This is a genomic window from Paraburkholderia sp. SIMBA_054 (assembly GCF_046534875.1).
GTDB lineage: Bacteria > Pseudomonadota > Gammaproteobacteria > Burkholderiales > Burkholderiaceae > Paraburkholderia > Paraburkholderia hospita.
In genome coordinates this window covers 26,126-44,411 of record NZ_JAWRXV010000076.1, presented here as the reverse complement: position 1 = coordinate 44,411, position 18,286 = coordinate 26,126, and the positions used below count along the sequence as shown (strand labels likewise).

The window sequence follows — 18,286 nt, the reverse complement described above, 5'->3', positions numbered from 1 at the left end:
TTGCCTACTTTTCTTTGCGGCGGCAAAGAAAAGTAGGTGCCGCCCCGCACAGGGGCGACGCTTGAACGGCAGACACCGTAACGCGGATGCGAGCAAAAAGCACAAGCAAACCAAACCGCCCTCGCCACGAAGACAAAACCGGATGCCAGCACAAACCCAAGCACACCAACAAAAGCGTCGCAGACAAAAAAACCTCAATACGCCTCAACCATCAAAGCATCGAGCTTAAAGGACCCATCTTCCTGGACAGCGAAATACTCACGAACCTCATCCGGGGCGAAAGCCCACAAAGACCGAATCGCAACAACCCGCGCCTCAGGCGTCCTCATCCTCGCGACCCACGAAGCAAACTCGATATCGAGCCGCCAGCGCTCGCGCACCACAGCCTCAAACCCTGCGGCAGCAAAAAACGCCACCCATTCATCCGCGCGATAGTCACGAATATGCGACCCATCGCGCAACACCTCGACAGCCTGAAGATGCGTATCGAGCAACGGATGCTCGCTCCCAGCGATATCAATAAACATCACACGCCCGCCGGGCTTCAAAACCCGCCGCACTTCGGCGAGCGCCAACGGCACATCGTGCCAGTGATGCGCGCTCATCCGGCTCACGACCCAATCAAACGAACCATCATCGAACGGCAGCTTTTCAGCCGCGCCCTGCTGCGTACGAATATTCGACAACCCGCGATCAACAGCAGCAGAAGCAACCGTAGCCAGCATCTGCGGCGCAATGTCATAAGCGACAACCGCCCCAGCATGCGGTGCAACCGCAAAACTCGCATGCCCCGCCCCGCATCCCATATCGAGCACCGCCGCACCCGGCGTCGCCGCAACAGCAGCCGCCAGCGTCTGCAAGTCCGCTCCCGTCGCGTGTACCTGGCTCGTCAAATACGAGGCCGCCGTCGAGCCGAACGCGTCGGCTACCTGATCGTGATGCTTCATCGTGTGCTCCAGTGCCTGCAGGCTTGTTTGTGAGGATAGGGTCAAAGTCGCGAAGCGTCTCGCCTGTCGCTACAATAGAGCCCGCCCTGTACCAGTACAAGTCAAGCAATTATTCTGGTATCGACATTACCAGCCACCGCAGTCGCGCCACATGACCACGCCGTCCCCCGCCGATTCCGCCCCGCCGCTCGACGCGTCGCCCGCCCGCGCGCTCGGCGAGTTCATCCGCGCCCATCGCGAGCGCCTGTCGCCGCAAGCCGTCGGCCTGCCACCGGGCCCACGCCGCCGCACGCCCGGCCTGCGGCGCGAGGAAGTCGCGCAGCTGTGCGGCGTGAGCCCGACCTGGTACACCTGGATCGAGCAGGGACGGCCCGTGTCCGCGTCCGCCGACGCGCTCGCGCGCATCGCCGTCGCGCTGCAGCTCTCGCGTGCCGAACGCGCGTATCTGTTCGAACTGGCCGCGCAGCGCGACCCGGCCGAGCCGGACCCCGCCGCCGCCGATACCCCCGCCATGCTGCTCAAGACCGTGCAGCTCGTGAGCGCACCCGCCTACGTGCTCGACCGCCAGTTCACCGCGCTCGCGTGGAACGAGCCCGCGGCGGACCTGTTCGTCGGCTGGCTCGACGGTGAGCACGATCGCAACCTGCTGCGCTATACGTTCCTGTCGCCGGAGGCGCGCAGCCTGATCGTCGACTGGGAAATCCGCGCGCGGCGTCTCGCCGCCGAATATCGCGCCGATTCGATCCGCCATCAGAACGACGCGCCCACGCGCTCGCTGATCGACGAACTCTCCGCCTCGAGCGACGCGTTCGCGCGCTTCTGGGCGTCGCAGGACGTCAACGAGCGCGAAGGCGGCCAGCGCCGGTTCAATCATCCGCGCGACGGCCACGTCACCTACAACCAGATCACCTTCAAGCCCGCGCACCGCGAAGACCTGAAGCTCGTCGTGCTGATGCGCGAATGAGCTTGCCCGGCCACCCGGAAGCCGCCCGCACGGCGGGTGGTAAAATCGTTGTCTCCTTCGAGGCGGCGCCGTCTCCACGCGCCGTCAGCGTCTTCACCTCGCATACTGCCCATCACCATGACGTCCCAACTGCATAAAAAAGGCGAAGCCTGGTCGGCTCGCTTCTCCGAGCCGATGTCGGAACTCGTCAAGCGCTACACGTCGTCGGTCTTCTTCGACAAGCGTCTGGCGTTCGTCGATATCGAAGGCTCGCTTGCGCACGCGTCGATGCTGGCCGCGCAAAAGATCATCAGCGCCGACGACCTCGCGGCGATCCAGCGCGGCATGGCGCAGATCAAGGGTGAAATCGAGCGCGGCGAGTTCGAATGGCAACTCGATCTCGAAGACGTGCACCTGAACATCGAAGCGCGCCTGACGGCGCTGATCGGCGATGCCGGCAAGCGCCTGCACACGGGCCGCTCGCGCAACGACCAGGTCGCGACCGACATCCGCCTGTGGCTGCGCGGCGAAATCGACCGCATCGGCGACCTGCTGAAGGATCTGCGCGTCGCGCTGCTCGACCTCGCCGACAGCAACGCCGGCACGATCATGCCGGGCTTCACGCACCTGCAGGTCGCGCAGCCCGTGACGTTCGGCCATCACCTGCTCGCTTACGTCGAGATGTTCTCGCGTGACGCCGAGCGCATGGTGGACTGCCGCAAGCGCGTGAACCGTCTGCCGCTCGGCGCGGCGGCGCTCGCCGGCACCAGCTATCCTATCGACCGTCACGCCGTCGCGAAGACGCTCGGCTTCGACGGCATCTGCGCGAACTCGCTCGACGCCGTCTCCGACCGTGACTTCGCAATCGAATTCACGGCGGCATCGGCACTCGTGATGACGCATGTGTCGCGCTTCTCCGAAGAACTCGTGCTGTGGATGAGCCCGCGCGTCGGCTTCATCGACATCGCCGACCGCTTCTGCACGGGCTCGTCGATCATGCCGCAGAAGAAGAACCCGGACGTGCCCGAACTGGCGCGCGGCAAGACGGGCCGCGTGAACGGCCACCTGATGGCGCTGCTGACGCTGATGAAAGGCCAGCCGCTCGCGTACAACAAGGACAATCAGGAAGACAAGGAACCGCTGTTCGATACCGTCGATACCGTCGCCGATACGCTGCGTATCTTCGCCGAGATGGTCGCGGGCATCACGGTGAAGGCGGACAACATGCGCGCGGCTGCGCTGCAGGGCTTCTCGACGGCAACCGATCTCGCCGACTACCTCGTCAAGCGCGGCCTGCCGTTCCGTGACGCGCACGAAGCCGTCGCGCATGCGGTACGTGTCTGCGAACAACGCGGCTGCGATCTGGCCGACCTGTCGCTCGACGAGATGAAGGCTGAGTTGCCGAACGTCGCTTCGTTGCTGGGCGACGATGTGTTCGGCTATCTGACGCTCGAAGGATCCGTCGCGAGCCGCAATCATCCGGGCGGCACCGCGCCGGATCAGGTGCGCGCCGCTGTTGCCGCTGCGCGGGCTGCGCTCAGCTAGGCCGCTTCCTTTCGGCTGCTGAAAGGCGGACTCTCTGGCGAGGGTTCGCCTTTTTTGTTTTCACACGCGTTGCCTGCGGCTTCGGGCTCGTCCGCCTTCGCTGCATCGAGGGGACAATGGGCCGCTCTCACCTCGCCTGCCGTTGCGCTGCGTCGTCGTCGGCTACTATCACGGCAACCATCGGCTTTCATCGTTCACTGTCATGATCATCCGCCCACATCTCCGCTGGTTCCGCATGCTGCTCGCGTGGCGTGGTTCGGTGCTTCCCGAGCTGTTGCCGCGTCTGTGCGTCATTCTGCTCATCTCGCTGGTCGCGCTCGGCGTGCATGTTCACCTGCTGAAGATCAGCATCAACATGACCACCACGCCGTTCTCGCTGATCGGCATTGCGCTCGCGATCTTCCTCGGCTTTCGCAACAGCGCGAGCTATGACCGCTACTGGGAAGCGCGCAAGCTCTGGGGCAAGCTGCTCAACGAGACACGCTCGCTCACGCGCCAGGTGTTGACGCTGCCGAACGCCCATATCGACGCGAGCGAAACGCAGGCCTTCGTGCAAGCCTTGTGCGCATTCGCGCATGCGCTGCGGCATCAGTTGAGATGCACCGATCCTTCGGAAGATCTGTCGACAAGGCTCGACAAGCCGCTCTTCGAGCGCGTCATGATGTCGCGCTATCGGCCCGCGACGATCATGCTCTGGCTCGGCGAATGGACGCAACGGCAGGCGCGCGATGGCAAGCTGGACGCATGGACGGTTCAGGCCATCGATCGCAATCTGAACGGGTTGTCGGATGTGGTCGGCGGCTGCGAGCGGATCCTGTCGACACCGCTGCCGTTCGCGTACTCGGTGATGATTCACCGCACCGTGTACTTCTTCTGCGCGGCGTTGCCATTCGGGCTGGTGGAAACGGTCGGCGTGTTCACGCCGATCTTCTCGGTATTCGTCGCGTACACGTTCATGGCGCTCGACGCGATCGCATCGCAGATCGAAGAGCCGTTCGGAACCGACGACAACGACCTCGCGCTCGATGCGCTGTCCGAATTCATCGAAGACGCCGCGCGCGATCTGCTCGCGCAGCCTTCGCTGCAGAAGACTGCCGCGAAAGATGGTTATCTGCTCACCTGAAGCGTGAGCAGGACACGCGCGCCGATCACAATCAGTATCACAAGCGGCGCGCGTTCATCACATCAACATCAGTCCGTGCCGTACTTCGGCGAACGCGGACCATACAGCAGACCATCCGCGCCGCCGCTCGACAGCAGCTTGCGGCTCGTCAGCCCGGCCACATCATGCGATTCGTCGCTCAACGTATGCGCGACCTGCTTGACGGCCGCCTGCACCAGCGCGCCGATCAGCCCGCCGCCGACGTTCACGTTGCCGCCCAGTTCCTTGGCCGTCGCGCTGGCCGAACCTTGCCAGAGCGTGTCGCCCGAGCGCAGATCGACGAGCTTCGCGGTTGCCGAAACCACCGTCGTGCTGTCGATGACCATGTACTTCGAACCGTACTGCGTGATCTTCGTGTACACCGCGGCGTCCGCGCCGAAGATGCTGCGCAGCTTGTCGGGCGCGACGCCCTGGATGTCGGTCGACGTCGTCAGGCCATTGTGCTTGAACGTCTCTTCCATCTCGACGACAGGCACCACGTAATAGCCGCCTTCCGCGATCGGCATCGTCATCTGCGACAGCATGCCGTACGTCGCGTTCACGTCCGCCGTGTCGTTGATGGGCGGCAGCACGAGAATCGTGCTCGGCTTGCTGTTGCGAAACGCGGTGTAGTCGACCTGGCGAGGCGCATGCGTCACGCACGCCGTCAACGTGAACAGGACAGACAGCGCGGCGATCAGTTTCAGTGAGAGAAAGCGGGTCATGGTCATTGGAATTTGCTCAGCAGAAAGTCCATGTAGGTCGACGATTCAGGAAACGACTGCTTCTCTCCGCGAGCAGTTCCTGTTTCGCTTCCTGGTCCTTGCCGACGGTCGCGTACAGCATCCCGAGATGCGCATGGAAACCCGGCGGCGCCGATGCGCCCTTCGCGAGAATCTGCTGACGCGCCTTTTCGAGCGCATCGATCTGCTCGAGCGGACTCTTTTGCCCCTTGAAATACTCGTACACCTGCGGCTGATAGCCATCCCACTGATACAGCGACACGCTCTTCGTGTTCGCGCACCCCGACAGCAGCGCGCACGCTGCCGCGACGGGCAGCGCGATGCCCGTCAGCATATTTGTTCTTTTCATGGTCTTATTGGATGTGATGTGTTGAAGCGTTAGTTCGCGGCCGGTTAGTTCGCAGCCTGCAAAGCGCCCGCGTCGACCTGCTCGACGAGATGATTGACGGCTTCCTTGATCGCGAGATCGAGCACCTTGCCGTTGAGCGTGGAGTCGTACGACGCAGTGCCGCCAAAGCCGATGATCTCGCGGTTCGACAGGCTGTATTCGCCCGCGCCCTGGCTCGATGCGATCACCTCGGAGGTCGTCGTATCGACGATGTTCAGGCTGACCTTCGCATACGCAACCTGGCTCTTGCCGCGGCCCAGAATGCCGAACAGTTGCTGATCGCCGACTTCCTTGCGGCCGAACTCGGTCACGTCGCCCGTGATCACGTAGTTCGCGCCCTTGAGCTTCTGCGCCTTGTTGGCGATCGCGGCTTCCTGTTTGATTTCGCCCAGGTTGTCGCGTTCGAGCACGGAGAAGCGGCGGCTCTGCTGCAGCGTGGTGACGAGGATGGTTTTCGCCTGGCTGCCGACACGGTCAATGCCGTCGGAGAAGATGCCGCGCATATAGGTCGAACGGTTGTCGAACTTGCCGACGGCGACGAGCACCGGCTTGCCGGCATAAGGGACGTGTGCGCTACTGACTTCGGGCGTCGGCAGCGAGCGCGACGCCTCCGTCGCGCATCCGCTCAGTGCCGCGGCAACGAACGTGGCGACGAGCAATGCGGAGGGTTTGGATAGCTTCAAGATAGTGATCCCGATCAAAGAATGGCTGGCGCTCCAGGGGCCTTCCGAATCGGGCGTGCTGCGTGCCGTGCTTCTATCCGACGCTCTGGTAACGCAACGTAAGATAACGACACTTGTAAGTGCAACTTTAAAAAAATGTCACTAAATGGGAATGAGCGCAGTGTGATCTGATTCACTGCGCATAGAACATGCGTGCTGCGAGAAGCACTTAGCTGCTCGAGCAGTTTTTAGAAAAAGATCCGGCTCAGTCGTTGCCGGCCGTGTCACCCATGCGCTTGAGCTGCGCGACGCGCGCGCCGATGATATCGACTTGCGAGCGCGCGTCCATCAGCGGGACGGTCGCGTCGCGGTAGGCCGTCCACGCGCGTTGCGCGCGAGACAGGACCGGCCGCGCGTGCGAAGGCAGCTTCGCATGCAGGCGCCGGTAATAGCGGTTCAGGTCGAACATCGCGTGCTCGCACTGCGCGTCGAACGAGCAGGCCCGCGGGCGCTTCTTAGGGTCCTGCCTGCCGGCGTCCATCGCCGCCGCACGCAACGCGAGCGCGCGGTCGCGCACCGGCTGCAACTGCATGTCGGCGACCGCGAGCTGGTACGACGTGCCGCGTGTCGTAGCGAGTATGTCGGCCAGCAGCTTGCCGTCCGCTTCGCGCCAGGCCTTCCAGCGCTTCTGGCTCTCGTCCCACTTCTTGCGCTGCGCGTCGGGTGCTTTCGACAGCAACTGCTGGAACGACTGGTCCATCGACGCCTGCCACGCGAGCCGCGCCGTGTCCATGCACTGCACCTGGCCGATCGTCGACGACATGTCGGCGCGCGCGAGACACGTCCGCATCGATGCGTCGATGGGATCGGCGGCGGCGACTTCGGCATGCGCCGCGCCGGGTACGATCATCAGCGCGCTCGCCAGCGTCATTGCCGATGCGAACGCGCACAACGCCGCCGGCGCGCCAACGCGCGCACGACGCCACAACCCGAAGCGCAGTGCTGTCGTCATGATCAGGAATCGCGCACGCAATCGACGAAGTACTCGATGCGCCCGTTGATCGTCTCACCGACCAGCCCGTGGATATCCGTATGGAAGCCCGGGAAGCGCTCGTTGAACTCGCGCGCGAACCGCAGATAGTTGACGATGGTCCGGTTGAAGCGCTCGCCCGGAATCAGCAGCGGAATGCCCGGCGGATACGGCGTGAGCAGGATCGACGTGACGCGGCCTTCGAGTTCGTCGATGGGCACGCGGTCGATCTCGCGGTGCGCGAGCTTCGCGAAGGCGTCGGACGGCTTCATGGCGGGCTCCATGCTCGACAGGTACATCTCCGTCGTCAGGCGCGCGATGTCGTTCGCACGATAGACGCTGTGGATCTGCTCGCACAGATCGCGCAGGCCGATGCGCTCGTACGCCGGATGCTGCGCGACGAACTCGGGCAACACACGCCACAGCGGCTGGTTGTTGTCGTAGTCGTCCTTGAACTGCTGGAGTTCCGTGACCATCGAGTTCCAGCGGCCCTTCGTGATGCCGATCGTGAACATGATGAAGAACGAGTACAGGCCCGTCTTCTCGACGATGATGCCGTGCTCGGCCAGATACTTCGTGACGATCGCAGCGGGAATGCCCGTCTCGCCGAATTCGCCATCCACGTCGAGCCCGGGCGTGATGATCGTCGCCTTGATCGGGTCGAGCATGTTGAAGCCGTCCGCTAGCGGGCCGAAGCCGTGCCAGCGGTCGTTCGGGCGCAGCATCCAGTCGTCGCGCGAGCCGATGCCCTCTTCCGCGAGTTCTTCCGGGCCCCAGACCTTGAAGAACCAGTCGTCGCCGTACTCGGCGTCGACCTTGCGCATCGCGCGGCGGAAATCGAGCGCCTCGGCAATCGATTCCTCGACGAGCGCCGTGCCGCCCGGCGGCTCCATCATCGCCGCGGCCACGTCGCACGACGCGATGATCGCGTATTGCGGGCTCGTCGACGTATGCATCAGATACGCTTCGTTGAAGCGGTGGCGGTCGAACGTGCTGTTCTCGCTGTCCTGCACGACAATCTGCGAAGCCTGCGAAATGCCCGCGAGCAGCTTGTGTGTGGAGTGCGTCGCGAACACCAGCGCGCCCGTGCGCGGACGGCCCGCGCCGATCGCGTGCATGTCCTGATAGAACTCGTGGAACTCGGCGTGCGGCAGCCACGCTTCGTCGAAGTGCAGCGTGTCGAGCAGATCGCCGAGCAGGTCCTTGATCATTTCGACGTTGTAGATCACGCCGTCATACGTGCTCTGCGTGATCGTCAGAATGCGCGGTTTGAGGTTCGGGTTCTTCGCCAGCGCCTCGCGCGCGAACGGGTTCGCCTCGATCTTCTTGCGGATGTTTTCCGGCTTGAACTCGTCGCGCGGAATCGGCCCGATGATGCCGAAGTGATTGCGCGTCGGCGTCAGGAACACGGGGATCGCGTGCGTCATCGTGATCGCGTGCAGGATCGACTTGTGGCAGTTGCGGTCCACCAGCACGATGTCGCCGGGCGCGACGGTTGCATGCCAGACGATCTTGTTCGACGTCGACGTGCCGTTCGTCACGAAGAACAGATGATCGGCGCTGAAGATGCGCGCCGCGTTACGCTCCGACGCCGCGACGGGGCCGGTGTGATCGAGCAGCTGGCCAAGTTCGTCGACAGCATTGCAAACGTCCGCGCGCAGCATGTTCTCGCCGAAGAACTGGTGGAACATCTGGCCGAGCGGGTTCTTCAGGAACGCGACGCCGCCCGAGTGGCCCGGGCAGTGCCACGAGTACGAGCCTTCGTCCGCGTACTGCACCAGTTCCTTGAAGAACGGCGGCGCGAGCGAGTCCAGATACACCTTCGCCTCGCGGATGATGTGCCGCGCGACGAACTCCGGCGTGTCCTCGAACATGTGGATAAAGCCATGCAGTTCGCGCAGGATGTCGTTCGGCAGATGGCGCGAGGTGCGCGTTTCGCCGTACAGGAAGATGGGGATGTCCGCGTTGCGCTTGCGCACCGCCTCGACGAACGCGCGCAGATCGAGGATCGCGGGCGCGACGTCGGGCTTTTCACCGTCGCCGTTCTCGACGTAGGGCAGCAGTTCGTCGTCGTCGATCGACAGGATGAAGCACGACGCGCGGCTCGACTGCTGCGCGAACGACGTCAGATCGCCATAGCTCGTGAGACCCAGCACTTCCGCGCCTTCTTTCTCGATAGCCTCGGCGAGCGCCCGGATGCCGGAACCCGAGATGTTCTCGGAGCGGAAGTCCTCGTCGATGATGACGACGGGAAAACGAAACTTCATGTGCGATTCTCCAAAAAGAACGACCGCTGCTTCTGATGCGCAGCGGTCACCCGGATAGCTGGTGATTCAATGCGCGGTTGCGTTACGTCTTCGGTAACGTCACGCCATGCTGTCCTTGATATTTGCCGCCGCGATCCGCGTAAGACACGTCGCAGATCTCGTCGCTTTCAAAGAACAGCACCTGCGCGACGCCTTCGTTCGCGTAGATTTTCGCAGGCAAAGGTGTCGTATTTGAGAATTCGAGCGTAACGTGCCCTTCCCATTCCGGCTCGAACGGCGTCACGTTGACGATGATGCCGCAGCGCGCATACGTCGATTTGCCCAGGCAGACCGTCAGCACGCTGCGCGGAATGCGGAAATATTCGACCGTGCGCGCGAGCGCGAACGAGTTGGGCGGAATGATGCAGACATCGCCCTTGAAATCGACAAACGATTTCTCGTCAAAGTTCTTCGGATCGACGATGGTCGAGTTGATGTTCGTGAAGATCTTGAATTCGTCGGCGCAGCGGATGTCGTAGCCATAGCTCGACGTGCCGTAGCTGACGATCTTGCGACCGTCTTCCGTCACGCGCACCTGGCCTGGCGCGAACGGCTCGATCATCTTGTGCTCGGCGGCCATACGCCGGATCCACTTGTCGGATTTGATGCTCATAGGTGAACGCTGCTGACGGGGTGAAATCGGGCCGGCTGACGCTTGCGCGCCGCTTTCGCAACGCGCGCCGCCGGACGAAAGGCGCTTATTTTACGCGAACCTGGCGGGCGTGCCCGATGCGCGCCGAATCGCGTGCGAGAGACGTGCAACGCAATGGCACGCGCCGGCTCGACAGCCATCGACGATGCAACACGGATATCTGCAGGAATTGAAGCAGAAACAGGCGGAAGAACGGGCGTTTGCGTACCGCGCAAACGATTGGCGGACAAAAGACGGTGGCGATGCAGTACGAACTGCGTCGGGTGAACGGGCCCGCTTACTGGCGGATCAGCCCGCACGCGAGCGCGGGGCCGGCGCCGTGTTCCGGATACGCGTAGGGATCGGACGCTTCGCGGTGGACCAGCACGGCGCGCTGCAGCACCGAACGCACGCCGTCGAGCGAGACATCCGGCGCGACGATGAAGCCCGCCGCCACGCCCGCCGCGTCCGCGTGGATATTGCCGAGATCGCCCTCGACGCGCGAGCCCGACTTCAGACGCTCCGCAGCGGGCGCGAACACGGCGCCCGCGCCGGCGCCGTCGGCGGAATTGCAATCGCCGCGTTCGTGCACCTGCAGCGCGTGATCGCTGTTCGGCGGCAAGCCCGTGAGGTTGTAGGTGACCTGAACACCGTCCGAACGCTCGATGAACGTGACCATGCCGCGCGTCTGGTTGCCCAGCGTCGGCAGCAATTGCGCGTCAGCGCGTTTCTCCTGTGGCTTCAGGAAGCCCATGCACCCTGACAGCAGGGCGCTGGTCGCAGCCAGGACGACGATGGTCTTGATCGCCTCGCCGCCGATTCGTTTTCTCATGCGATCCTCTTGTCGAGCGCCGGCCGCCCCCGCGACCGCGTTGCCGGACCTGATGAAGCCGACATGATACCGCGAGCGGGGTCGCATTCAGACCCCTTTCTACCCGCTCCCCGAAGAGTTCTTCGGAGCATTGTTCGGCGAGTTGTCCAATTGCGCCGCGCCGACCAGACGGGCGTTTCGCGCCTTATGTGTTCTGCACGACGATGGTCGGGAACTTCGAACTCATGTCGCGCGAGCGCTCGGCGATATGAATCGCGACCTTGCGTGCAATCGTCCGATAGATCTCCGCGATGCGGCCGTCCGGATCCGCGGCCACCGTCGGCGTGCCCGAGTCGGCCTGTTCGCGGATCGCGATGTCGAGCGGCAGGCTGCCGAGCACGTCGACGCCATATTCCTTCGACATCCGCTCCGCCCCGCCCGTGCCGAAGATATGCTCTTCGTGGCCGCAGTTCGAGCAGATATGCATGCCCATGTTCTCGACGATGCCGAGAATCGGAATGCCCACCTTCTCGAACATCTTCAAGCCCTTCTTCGCATCGAGCAGCGCAATGTCCTGCGGCGTCGTGACGATCACGGCCCCCGTCACGGGGACGCGCTGCGACAGCGTGAGCTGGATGTCGCCCGTGCCTGGCGGCATGTCGACGATCAGATAGTCGAGATCTTTCCAGTTGGTCTGCCGCAGCAGTTGCTCGAGCGCGGACGTGGCCATCGGGCCGCGCCACACCATCGGGTTGTCCTGTTCGACCAGAAAGCCGATCGAGTTCGCCTGCACGCCGTGGCCCGTCATCGGGTTCATCGACTGGCCATCGGGCGACTCGGGGCGGCCTTCGATGCCGAGCATCATCGGCAGCGACGGGCCGTAGATGTCGGCATCCAGAATGCCCACCGACGCGCCCTCGCTCGCCAGCGCAAGCGCAAGGTTCACGGCCGTCGTGCTCTTGCCGACACCACCTTTGCCCGACGCAACCGCGACGATGTTCTTCACGTTCGGCAACAGTTTGACGCCGCGCTGCACGGTATGCGCAGCGATGTCCTGCGACACTTGCACGCGCGCCGATTCGACGCCAGGCACCGCGCGCAGCGCGTTCTCGACGAGCGCTCGGACCGCGTCGAACTGACGCCTGGCCGGATAGCCGAGTACCACGTCGACGCTGACCGTGGCACCATCGACGTTGACGTTCTTGAAGTTCTTCGCTGCCGCGAAGGGCCGCTGGGTGTTGGGGTCGGTGATGGCCGCGAGGGCCGCGTCTACCAAAGCCCGATCGATGCTCATTGAGTCTCCGTGGGAACGCATGGCGCGGTACGCGATCGAAGTCTGCGCCACACGCCTGAAATATTGAAAGAAATTGTTAGCCGGCATTGCCTAAAACCTGTCTCATTGGCACGCTTGCCGCGCAAGTTTTGCAATAGGGCCGAATCGTCGTCTGCTCAGTCGTCATTGTAGTGGCTGGCGCAGGGGCCTGCCGGAAGACCCTTTCCGGCTGTCGGCACGGTTCGCGAGCCCTTGCAACTGTCGACCGTTTAATTAAAGAGAGGAACCAGAATGAATGCAAAAATTATGACCCGTCTGTCGGCACTGGCTGTCGTCGGTGCGCTGCTCGGCGGCTGCGCGACCCAGCAAGGCACGGATACGGCCGTCGGCACGGGCGTCGGCGCAGGCACGGGCGCCGCACTCGGTGCGATCTTCGGCGGCGGCAAGGGCGCGGCGATCGGCGCGGGCGTTGGCGCGGCTGTCGGCGGCGTCACCGGCTACAACTGGCAGAACATCAAGAACAAGCTGTCGGGCGCGACGAAGGGCACGGGCACGCAGATCACCGAGCAGCCGGACGGCTCGCTGAAGCTGAACATCCCGAGCTCGGTCACGTTCGACACGAACAGCTACGCGATCAAGCCGTCGTTCGCTCCCGTGCTGACGCAGGTTGCGCAAACGCTGAACCAGAACCCGGAAGTCGTCGCGCAAGTCGTAGGCCACACGGACAGCACCGGCCAGCCGGCGTACAACCAGACGCTCTCCGTCAACCGCGCGCAAAGCGTCGTGAATCAGCTCGCGCAAGACGGCGTCGCGCAGCAGCGCCTCGGGGCTTCGGGCATGGGCGCAAACCAGCCGATCGCCGACAACAACACGGAAGCAGGCCGCGCGCAGAACCGCCGCGTGGAAATCTACCTGCGCGCGATGGCGCAGCACGCGCAATAAGTTTTTTTTTCGGGGAAGGACAGACCAGACCAGGAATCCGCCTGCCAGTTCGCCAAGTGCGTCGAGGCGAACTTCAGGCGCGTCTCACAAGCTGATCGAAAAATTTTTCGAACTCTTGTGAAATTCCACGGTCTGTCTTTACGGTACGTGTGCGGCGATGCCGCCGCGTCACCATTCTCCTCTTGTCGTTGTTGCTCCGGGGCCTGTAGCCCCGGTTTTTTTTGCCCGTCTTTTGCCCGCCTTTCGCCAACTCCTGGCGTTCTTTCCGCAGGCGATGCCTCCCCATTCTTCCTCGCATCGCGGGCAAGCCCGGCGCCATCCTTCCCCACGCGCTGCCGCTAACAGTTCACACTGGTAAAATCGACGATTCGGGCCGGTTCCGCGCGCGACGAGAGTCCGCGAAGCCGCGTTCGACACCCGAGCTGCATGAGCGGACACCCCGCCCATGTGGTCCTGGGCACAGCGCCGTCCGCTGACGCCGAAACGTCGTGACGGCCGCCCGTACCTTCCGCCAGTCCATAGAACCCACATGTCAGCAACCGACGCCACCGCGGTTCAATCCGCGGACCTCACCGCCGCCGGCGCGCCGAAGGGCCACCGCCAGATCCTCGTCACGTCTGCCCTGCCGTACGCGAATGGGCAAATCCATATCGGCCATCTGGTCGAATATATCCAGACGGACATCTGGGTCCGCGCGCTGCGAATGCACGGGCACGAGGTCTACTACGTCGGCGCCGACGACACGCACGGCACGCCCATCATGCTGAAGGCTGAGCAGGAAGGCATTACGCCGAAGCAGCTGATCGAGCGCGTGTGGCAGGAGCACAAGCGTGACTTCGACAACTTCGGCATTTCGTTCGACAACTACTACTCGACGGATTCCGAGGAAAACCGCGTGCTGTCCGAGTCGATCTACACGTCGCTCCAGGCGGCCGGCCTGATCGAAGCGCGCGACATCGAGCAGGCGTACGACCCCGTCAAGGAAATGTTCCTGCCGGACCGCTTCATCAAGGGCGAGTGCCCGAAGTGCCACGCGAAGGACCAGTACGGCGACAACTGCGAGGTGTGCGGCTCGACCTATCAGCCGACCGAGCTGATCAACCCGTATTCCGTCGTGTCGGGCGCGACGCCCATCAAGAAGACGTCGACGCACTACTTCTTCAAGCTGTCCGATCCGCGCTGCGAGAATTTCCTGCGTGGCTGGGTCGGCGGTCTCGCGCAGCAGGAAGCGACCAATAAGATGCGCGAATGGCTCGGCGACGCGGGCGAAGCAAAGCTCGCCGACTGGGACATCTCGCGCGACGCGCCCTACTTCGGCTTCGAGATTCCCGGCGCGCCGGGCAAGTATTTCTACGTGTGGCTGGACGCGCCCGTCGGCTACTACGCGAGCTTCCGCAATCTGGCGGAAAAGCGCGGCCTCGATTTCGACGCGTGGGTGCAGAAGGGCTCGACGACCGAGCAGTATCACTTCATCGGCAAGGACATCCTGTATTTCCATACGCTGTTCTGGCCGGCGATGCTCGAATTCTCGGGCCATCGCACGCCGACCAACGTGTTCGCGCACGGCTTTCTGACCGTCGACGGCGCGAAAATGTCGAAGTCGCGCGGCACCTTCATCACGGCCAACAGCGTGATCGAAACGGGCATGAACCCGGAATGGCTGCGCTACTACTTCGCGGCCAAGCTGAACAGCACGATGGAAGACATCGACCTGAACCTCGAGGACTTCCAGGCGCGCGTGAACAGCGACCTCGTCGGCAAGTACGTGAACATCGCGAGCCGCGCGGCGGGCTTTCTGATCAAGCGCTTCGACGGCCGCGTGCAGGACAGCGCGATGCAGCATCCGCTGCTCGCATCGCTGCGCACAGCGATTCCGCAGATCGCCGCGCACTACGAAGCACGCGACTACGGCCGCGCGCTGCGTCAGACGATGGAGCTCGCAGACGCCGTCAACGCGTACGTCGATACGGCCAAGCCGTGGGATCAGGCGAAGGACCCGGCCAATGCCGTCGCGCTGCACGAGACGTGCAGCGTGTCGCTCGAAGCGTTCCGGCTGCTGTCGCTGGCGCTCAAGCCCGTGCTGCCGAAGGTCATCGAAGCGGCCGAATCGTTCCTCGGCATCGAGCCGCTGACGTGGTCGCACGCGAATACGCCGCTGAGCTCGGCGCGCGCGATCAACGCGTACAAGCATCTGATGACGCGCGTCGACCCGAAACAGATCGACGCGCTGCTCGCCGCCAACCGCGGCTCGCTGCAGCCGACTGCGTCGCCCGAAGTCCAAGCCGCCGATGCAAAAACCAAGGCCAAGGCGCACGCGAAAGCGACAGCGGCCGCGCACGGCGACGCGCAGGCGAAGCCCGACGACAGCGGCATCATCTCGATCGACGATTTCGCGAAGATCGATCTGCGCATCGCGAAGATCGTCGACTGCCGCGCTGTGGAAGGCTCGGACAAGCTGCTGCAACTCACCCTCGACGTCGGCGAAGAGAAGACGCGCAACGTGTTCTCGGGCATCAAGTCGGCGTATCAGCCGGAACAGTTGGTCGGCAAGCTGACGGTGATGGTCGCGAACCTCGCGCCGCGCAAGATGAAGTTCGGGCTGTCGGAAGGCATGGTGCTCGCGGCATCGGCGGCTGACGAAAAGGCCGAACCGGGCATCTATGTGCTCGAACCGGACAGCGGCGCGAAGCCCGGCATGCGCGTCAAGTAACGCCGAAGCAGGCTTCTTCCGGCGCGGTCCCCGCGCCCACACAAAAAGCACGTCTCCCGACGTGCTTTTTTTTTCGCCCATACGACCACGCTTTTGCAGCGGGTTCCTTTCTCAAAATAAGACTGCTCCTAGATTCATCCACAGCGAATTCTTCGAAAATCGAGATCGCTTTATGAGACGTGCGCCGCCGGCCTCTTACGCAGGCGGCACGCGCTTCACGGTGGATGCATCAGCCACGCCGCCGCGCCTTCCGCCTTCCATTGAACATGACGCGCTCGCGCAATCCGAGCCGCTTCCACAGAGCATTGACATGAGCACTGAATTCTCCCTCGACCGGTTCGAATCCCTCGTTGCTGCGCGCGATCACGACGCCGCGAATGAAGAGTTGATCGTGTTGTTCAACACGTTGGCCTCGAACCGCAGCCGACTGCCGGGCGTCGAACTGGCGCTCGCCGACCCCACCAAACCCGCCAGCGAAGAAGGCGCGCGGACGCTGCAACGCATCACCCACGCGATCACCGCTCTCCTCTCCGATCCGCAATTCCAGCTGAACGAAAAGCAGTTCAACCAGCTTTTCTCCGCCCGGCATTTCCTCAATATGCTGTTCGTCGCGTCGGCGTATGGCAACACGGACCACATTCTGCGCGCGCTGCTCGCCGACGCCGGCGAAGCGCCTGCCGCCGACGTCGCGAAAGCGCTGATCAGAAAGCAGATCGTGCTGTACACCGTGGAATCTGAATACGACATCGATCTCGCCGACCTGGCAAAGAGCGATCCCGTGCTGGCAACGAGCCTCGGCATGTCGGTCGTCAGTTCGGCCGTGGTGATTTCGCCCGCGGCGCACGCCAAGCGCGAACGTCTGATCGAATGGCTGCCCAGCGCCCTCGAAACCATCGAAGATCTCGACGATCTGGCCGGCCCGGCCGTCTGCGGCGCGTATATGCACTGCAGCTATTCGGACTTGCCGAACCGGCACGCGATCAAGCGCGGCATCAGCCGTCTGGTGCGCAAGAAGCTGGGCACGCTCGGCCTGCTCGAGCACGAAGCCGAAGTCGGCCGCGTTGCAACGCCCGAAGCGGCGGCAACGCGCGGCGAGCGCAAACCGTTGATGGTCGTTGTGCTCGAATGGTTCAACGGCGGCCACTCGATCTATCGCACGCATTCGCGCACGATGCTCGCCGCGCGCGAGCGCTTCGAAGTCGTCGCGTTCGGCGAAGCGCAGCACGTGGACGAAGCGGGACGCGCGGTGTTCGACCGCTTCATTCCGTTCGAACATCCCGAATATGTCGGCGAGATCGTCCGGCAGGTGCGCGATTTCGCACTCGAGAATCAGGCGGCCGTGCTGTACATGCCGAGCGTCGGCATGTTCCCGCATACGGTGTTCATGACGAACGTGCGTGTCGCGCCGCTGCAGATCGCCGCGCTCGGCCATCCCGCGACGATGCACGCCGAATGTATCGACTACGTGAGCGTCGAGGAAGACTTCGTCGGCGATCCTGCGTGCTTCAGCGAAAAGCTGATGCAATTGCCGAAAGATGGTCAGCCGTATGTGCCGTCCAAACTGCTCACCGACGTCACGCCGAGCCTCCCCAAGCGCGGCGAGTTCATCAATATCGCCGTGACGGCGAGCGCAATGAAGCTGAATCCGCGCTTTCTCGACGCGTGCCGTCGCATCATCGAAACAGCCGGCATCCCGGTGGGCTTCCATTTCATGACGTCCTGGGCCGAAGGTCTCGATATCGCGTACGTGCGCCGTCTGGTCGAGGCCGCGCTGCCGCTCGAAAACGTCATGGTGTACGGCGGGATGAGCTATCCGGCCTATCTGAAGGTGATCAACCTGATGGACATGTTCGTGAGCCCGTTCCCGTTCGGCAACACCAACGGCATCGTCGATGCGTTCACGCTCGGCTTGCCCGGCGTCAATCTGTGCGGCCGCGAGGTCTTCGAGCATATCGACAGCGGTCTGTTCGGACGCACGGGCATGCCCGACTGGCTGACCACGCATTCCGTCGACGAATACGTGCGCGCAGCCGTGCGGCTCGCCACCCAGCATGAGGAGCGCGAAGCGCTGCGCCGCAAGATGATCGAGACGAAAGCCGTCGAACGGATTTTCGAAGGACGGCCCGAAGCGTTTGGCCGGAATGTGCTGGCGCTCGTGAACGCACAGGCGCAGGGCTATGTGAAGTTGCAGACTCAAACCTGACCACGTGAAGG

14 protein-coding genes and 1 pseudogene are annotated in these 18,286 nt (G+C 63.3%); 6 read left to right on the top strand and 9 right to left on the bottom strand.

Annotation, left to right across the window (positions count from 1 at the left end; translation table 11 throughout):
- Nucleotides 1-194: 194 nt before the first annotated feature.
- On the bottom strand, nt 195-947 hold the full coding sequence (locus tag SB822_RS47885; protein ID WP_410858017.1) for a class I SAM-dependent methyltransferase: 753 nt from the start codon (nt 945-947) through the stop codon (nt 195-197).
- A 151-nt stretch (nt 948-1,098) separates the two neighbouring features.
- Here SB822_RS47885 and SB822_RS47880 point away from each other — a divergent pair, with 151 nt between their 5' ends.
- From SB822_RS47880 to SB822_RS47870, 3 genes are all read left to right on the top strand, one after another.
- A complete protein-coding gene (locus SB822_RS47880) occupies nt 1,099-1,911 on the top strand; it encodes a helix-turn-helix transcriptional regulator (protein ID WP_079499094.1) in 813 nt (270 codons plus the stop codon).
- A gap of 117 nt (nt 1,912-2,028) precedes the next feature.
- The gene (gene argH / locus SB822_RS47875) at nt 2,029-3,435 is read left to right on the top strand and encodes an argininosuccinate lyase (protein ID WP_410858016.1); all 1,407 of its coding nucleotides are present in this window, start codon (nt 2,029-2,031) and stop codon (nt 3,433-3,435) included.
- 202 nt (nt 3,436-3,637) lie between these two features.
- Nucleotides 3,638-4,558 (top strand): bestrophin family protein, encoded by a 921-nt coding sequence (locus tag SB822_RS47870; protein ID WP_086918914.1) that lies wholly within the window; start codon nt 3,638-3,640, stop codon nt 4,556-4,558.
- Between the two features lie 68 nt (nt 4,559-4,626).
- Here the strand turns inward: SB822_RS47870 and SB822_RS47865 are convergent, their stop codons facing one another.
- The 8 genes and pseudogenes from SB822_RS47865 to apbC all read right to left on the bottom strand — a co-directional run bounded on the left by SB822_RS47865 (nt 4,627) and on the right by apbC (nt 12,441).
- Entirely contained in the window at nt 4,627-5,301 is a 675-nt protein-coding gene (locus SB822_RS47865) for a DUF799 domain-containing protein (protein WP_410858021.1), read from the bottom strand.
- A gap of 11 nt (nt 5,302-5,312) precedes the next feature.
- Nucleotides 5,313-5,668, bottom strand: a pseudogene (locus tag SB822_RS47860) (DUF4810 domain-containing protein); the annotation flags it as partial.
- A 44-nt stretch (nt 5,669-5,712) separates the two neighbouring features.
- Nucleotides 5,713-6,390, bottom strand: coding sequence for a CsgG/HfaB family protein (locus SB822_RS47855; protein WP_410858015.1), 678 nt, complete (start codon nt 6,388-6,390; stop codon nt 5,713-5,715).
- A 244-nt stretch (nt 6,391-6,634) separates the two neighbouring features.
- Entirely contained in the window at nt 6,635-7,381 is a 747-nt protein-coding gene (locus SB822_RS47850) for a lysozyme inhibitor LprI family protein (RefSeq protein WP_410858014.1), read from the bottom strand.
- Nucleotides 7,382-7,383: 2 nt separating this feature from the next.
- Nucleotides 7,384-9,666 carry an arginine/lysine/ornithine decarboxylase gene (locus SB822_RS47845; protein ID WP_007738247.1) on the bottom strand — a complete coding sequence of 761 codons (2,283 nt, stop codon included), beginning with the start codon at nt 9,664-9,666 and terminating at the stop codon, nt 7,384-7,386.
- 82 nt (nt 9,667-9,748) lie between these two features.
- Nucleotides 9,749-10,318, bottom strand: coding sequence for a dCTP deaminase (gene dcd, locus SB822_RS47840; protein ID WP_007588601.1), 570 nt, complete (start codon nt 10,316-10,318; stop codon nt 9,749-9,751).
- Between the two features lie 316 nt (nt 10,319-10,634).
- Nucleotides 10,635-11,168, bottom strand: coding sequence for a superoxide dismutase family protein (locus SB822_RS47835; RefSeq protein ID WP_007588600.1), 534 nt, complete (start codon nt 11,166-11,168; stop codon nt 10,635-10,637).
- Between the two features lie 184 nt (nt 11,169-11,352).
- Nucleotides 11,353-12,441 (bottom strand): iron-sulfur cluster carrier protein ApbC, encoded by a 1,089-nt coding sequence (gene apbC / locus SB822_RS47830; RefSeq protein WP_007738246.1) that lies wholly within the window; start codon nt 12,439-12,441, stop codon nt 11,353-11,355.
- Nucleotides 12,442-12,711: 270 nt separating this feature from the next.
- On the opposite strand from apbC, the gene SB822_RS47825 reads away from it, so the two are divergent.
- The 3 genes from SB822_RS47825 (at nt 12,712) to SB822_RS47815 (ending at nt 18,275) form a co-directional block, all read left to right on the top strand.
- Nucleotides 12,712-13,362 (top strand): OmpA family protein, encoded by a 651-nt coding sequence (locus SB822_RS47825; RefSeq protein WP_007588598.1) that lies wholly within the window; start codon nt 12,712-12,714, stop codon nt 13,360-13,362.
- A 529-nt stretch (nt 13,363-13,891) separates the two neighbouring features.
- Nucleotides 13,892-16,072: a methionine--tRNA ligase gene (gene metG, locus SB822_RS47820; protein ID WP_035539143.1), complete on the top strand. Its 2,181-nt coding sequence runs from the start codon at nt 13,892-13,894 to the stop codon at nt 16,070-16,072.
- A 310-nt stretch (nt 16,073-16,382) separates the two neighbouring features.
- The gene (locus tag SB822_RS47815; RefSeq protein ID WP_410858013.1) at nt 16,383-18,275 is read left to right on the top strand and encodes an adhesin; all 1,893 of its coding nucleotides are present in this window, start codon (nt 16,383-16,385) and stop codon (nt 18,273-18,275) included.
- Nucleotides 18,276-18,286: the final 11 nt, after the last annotated feature.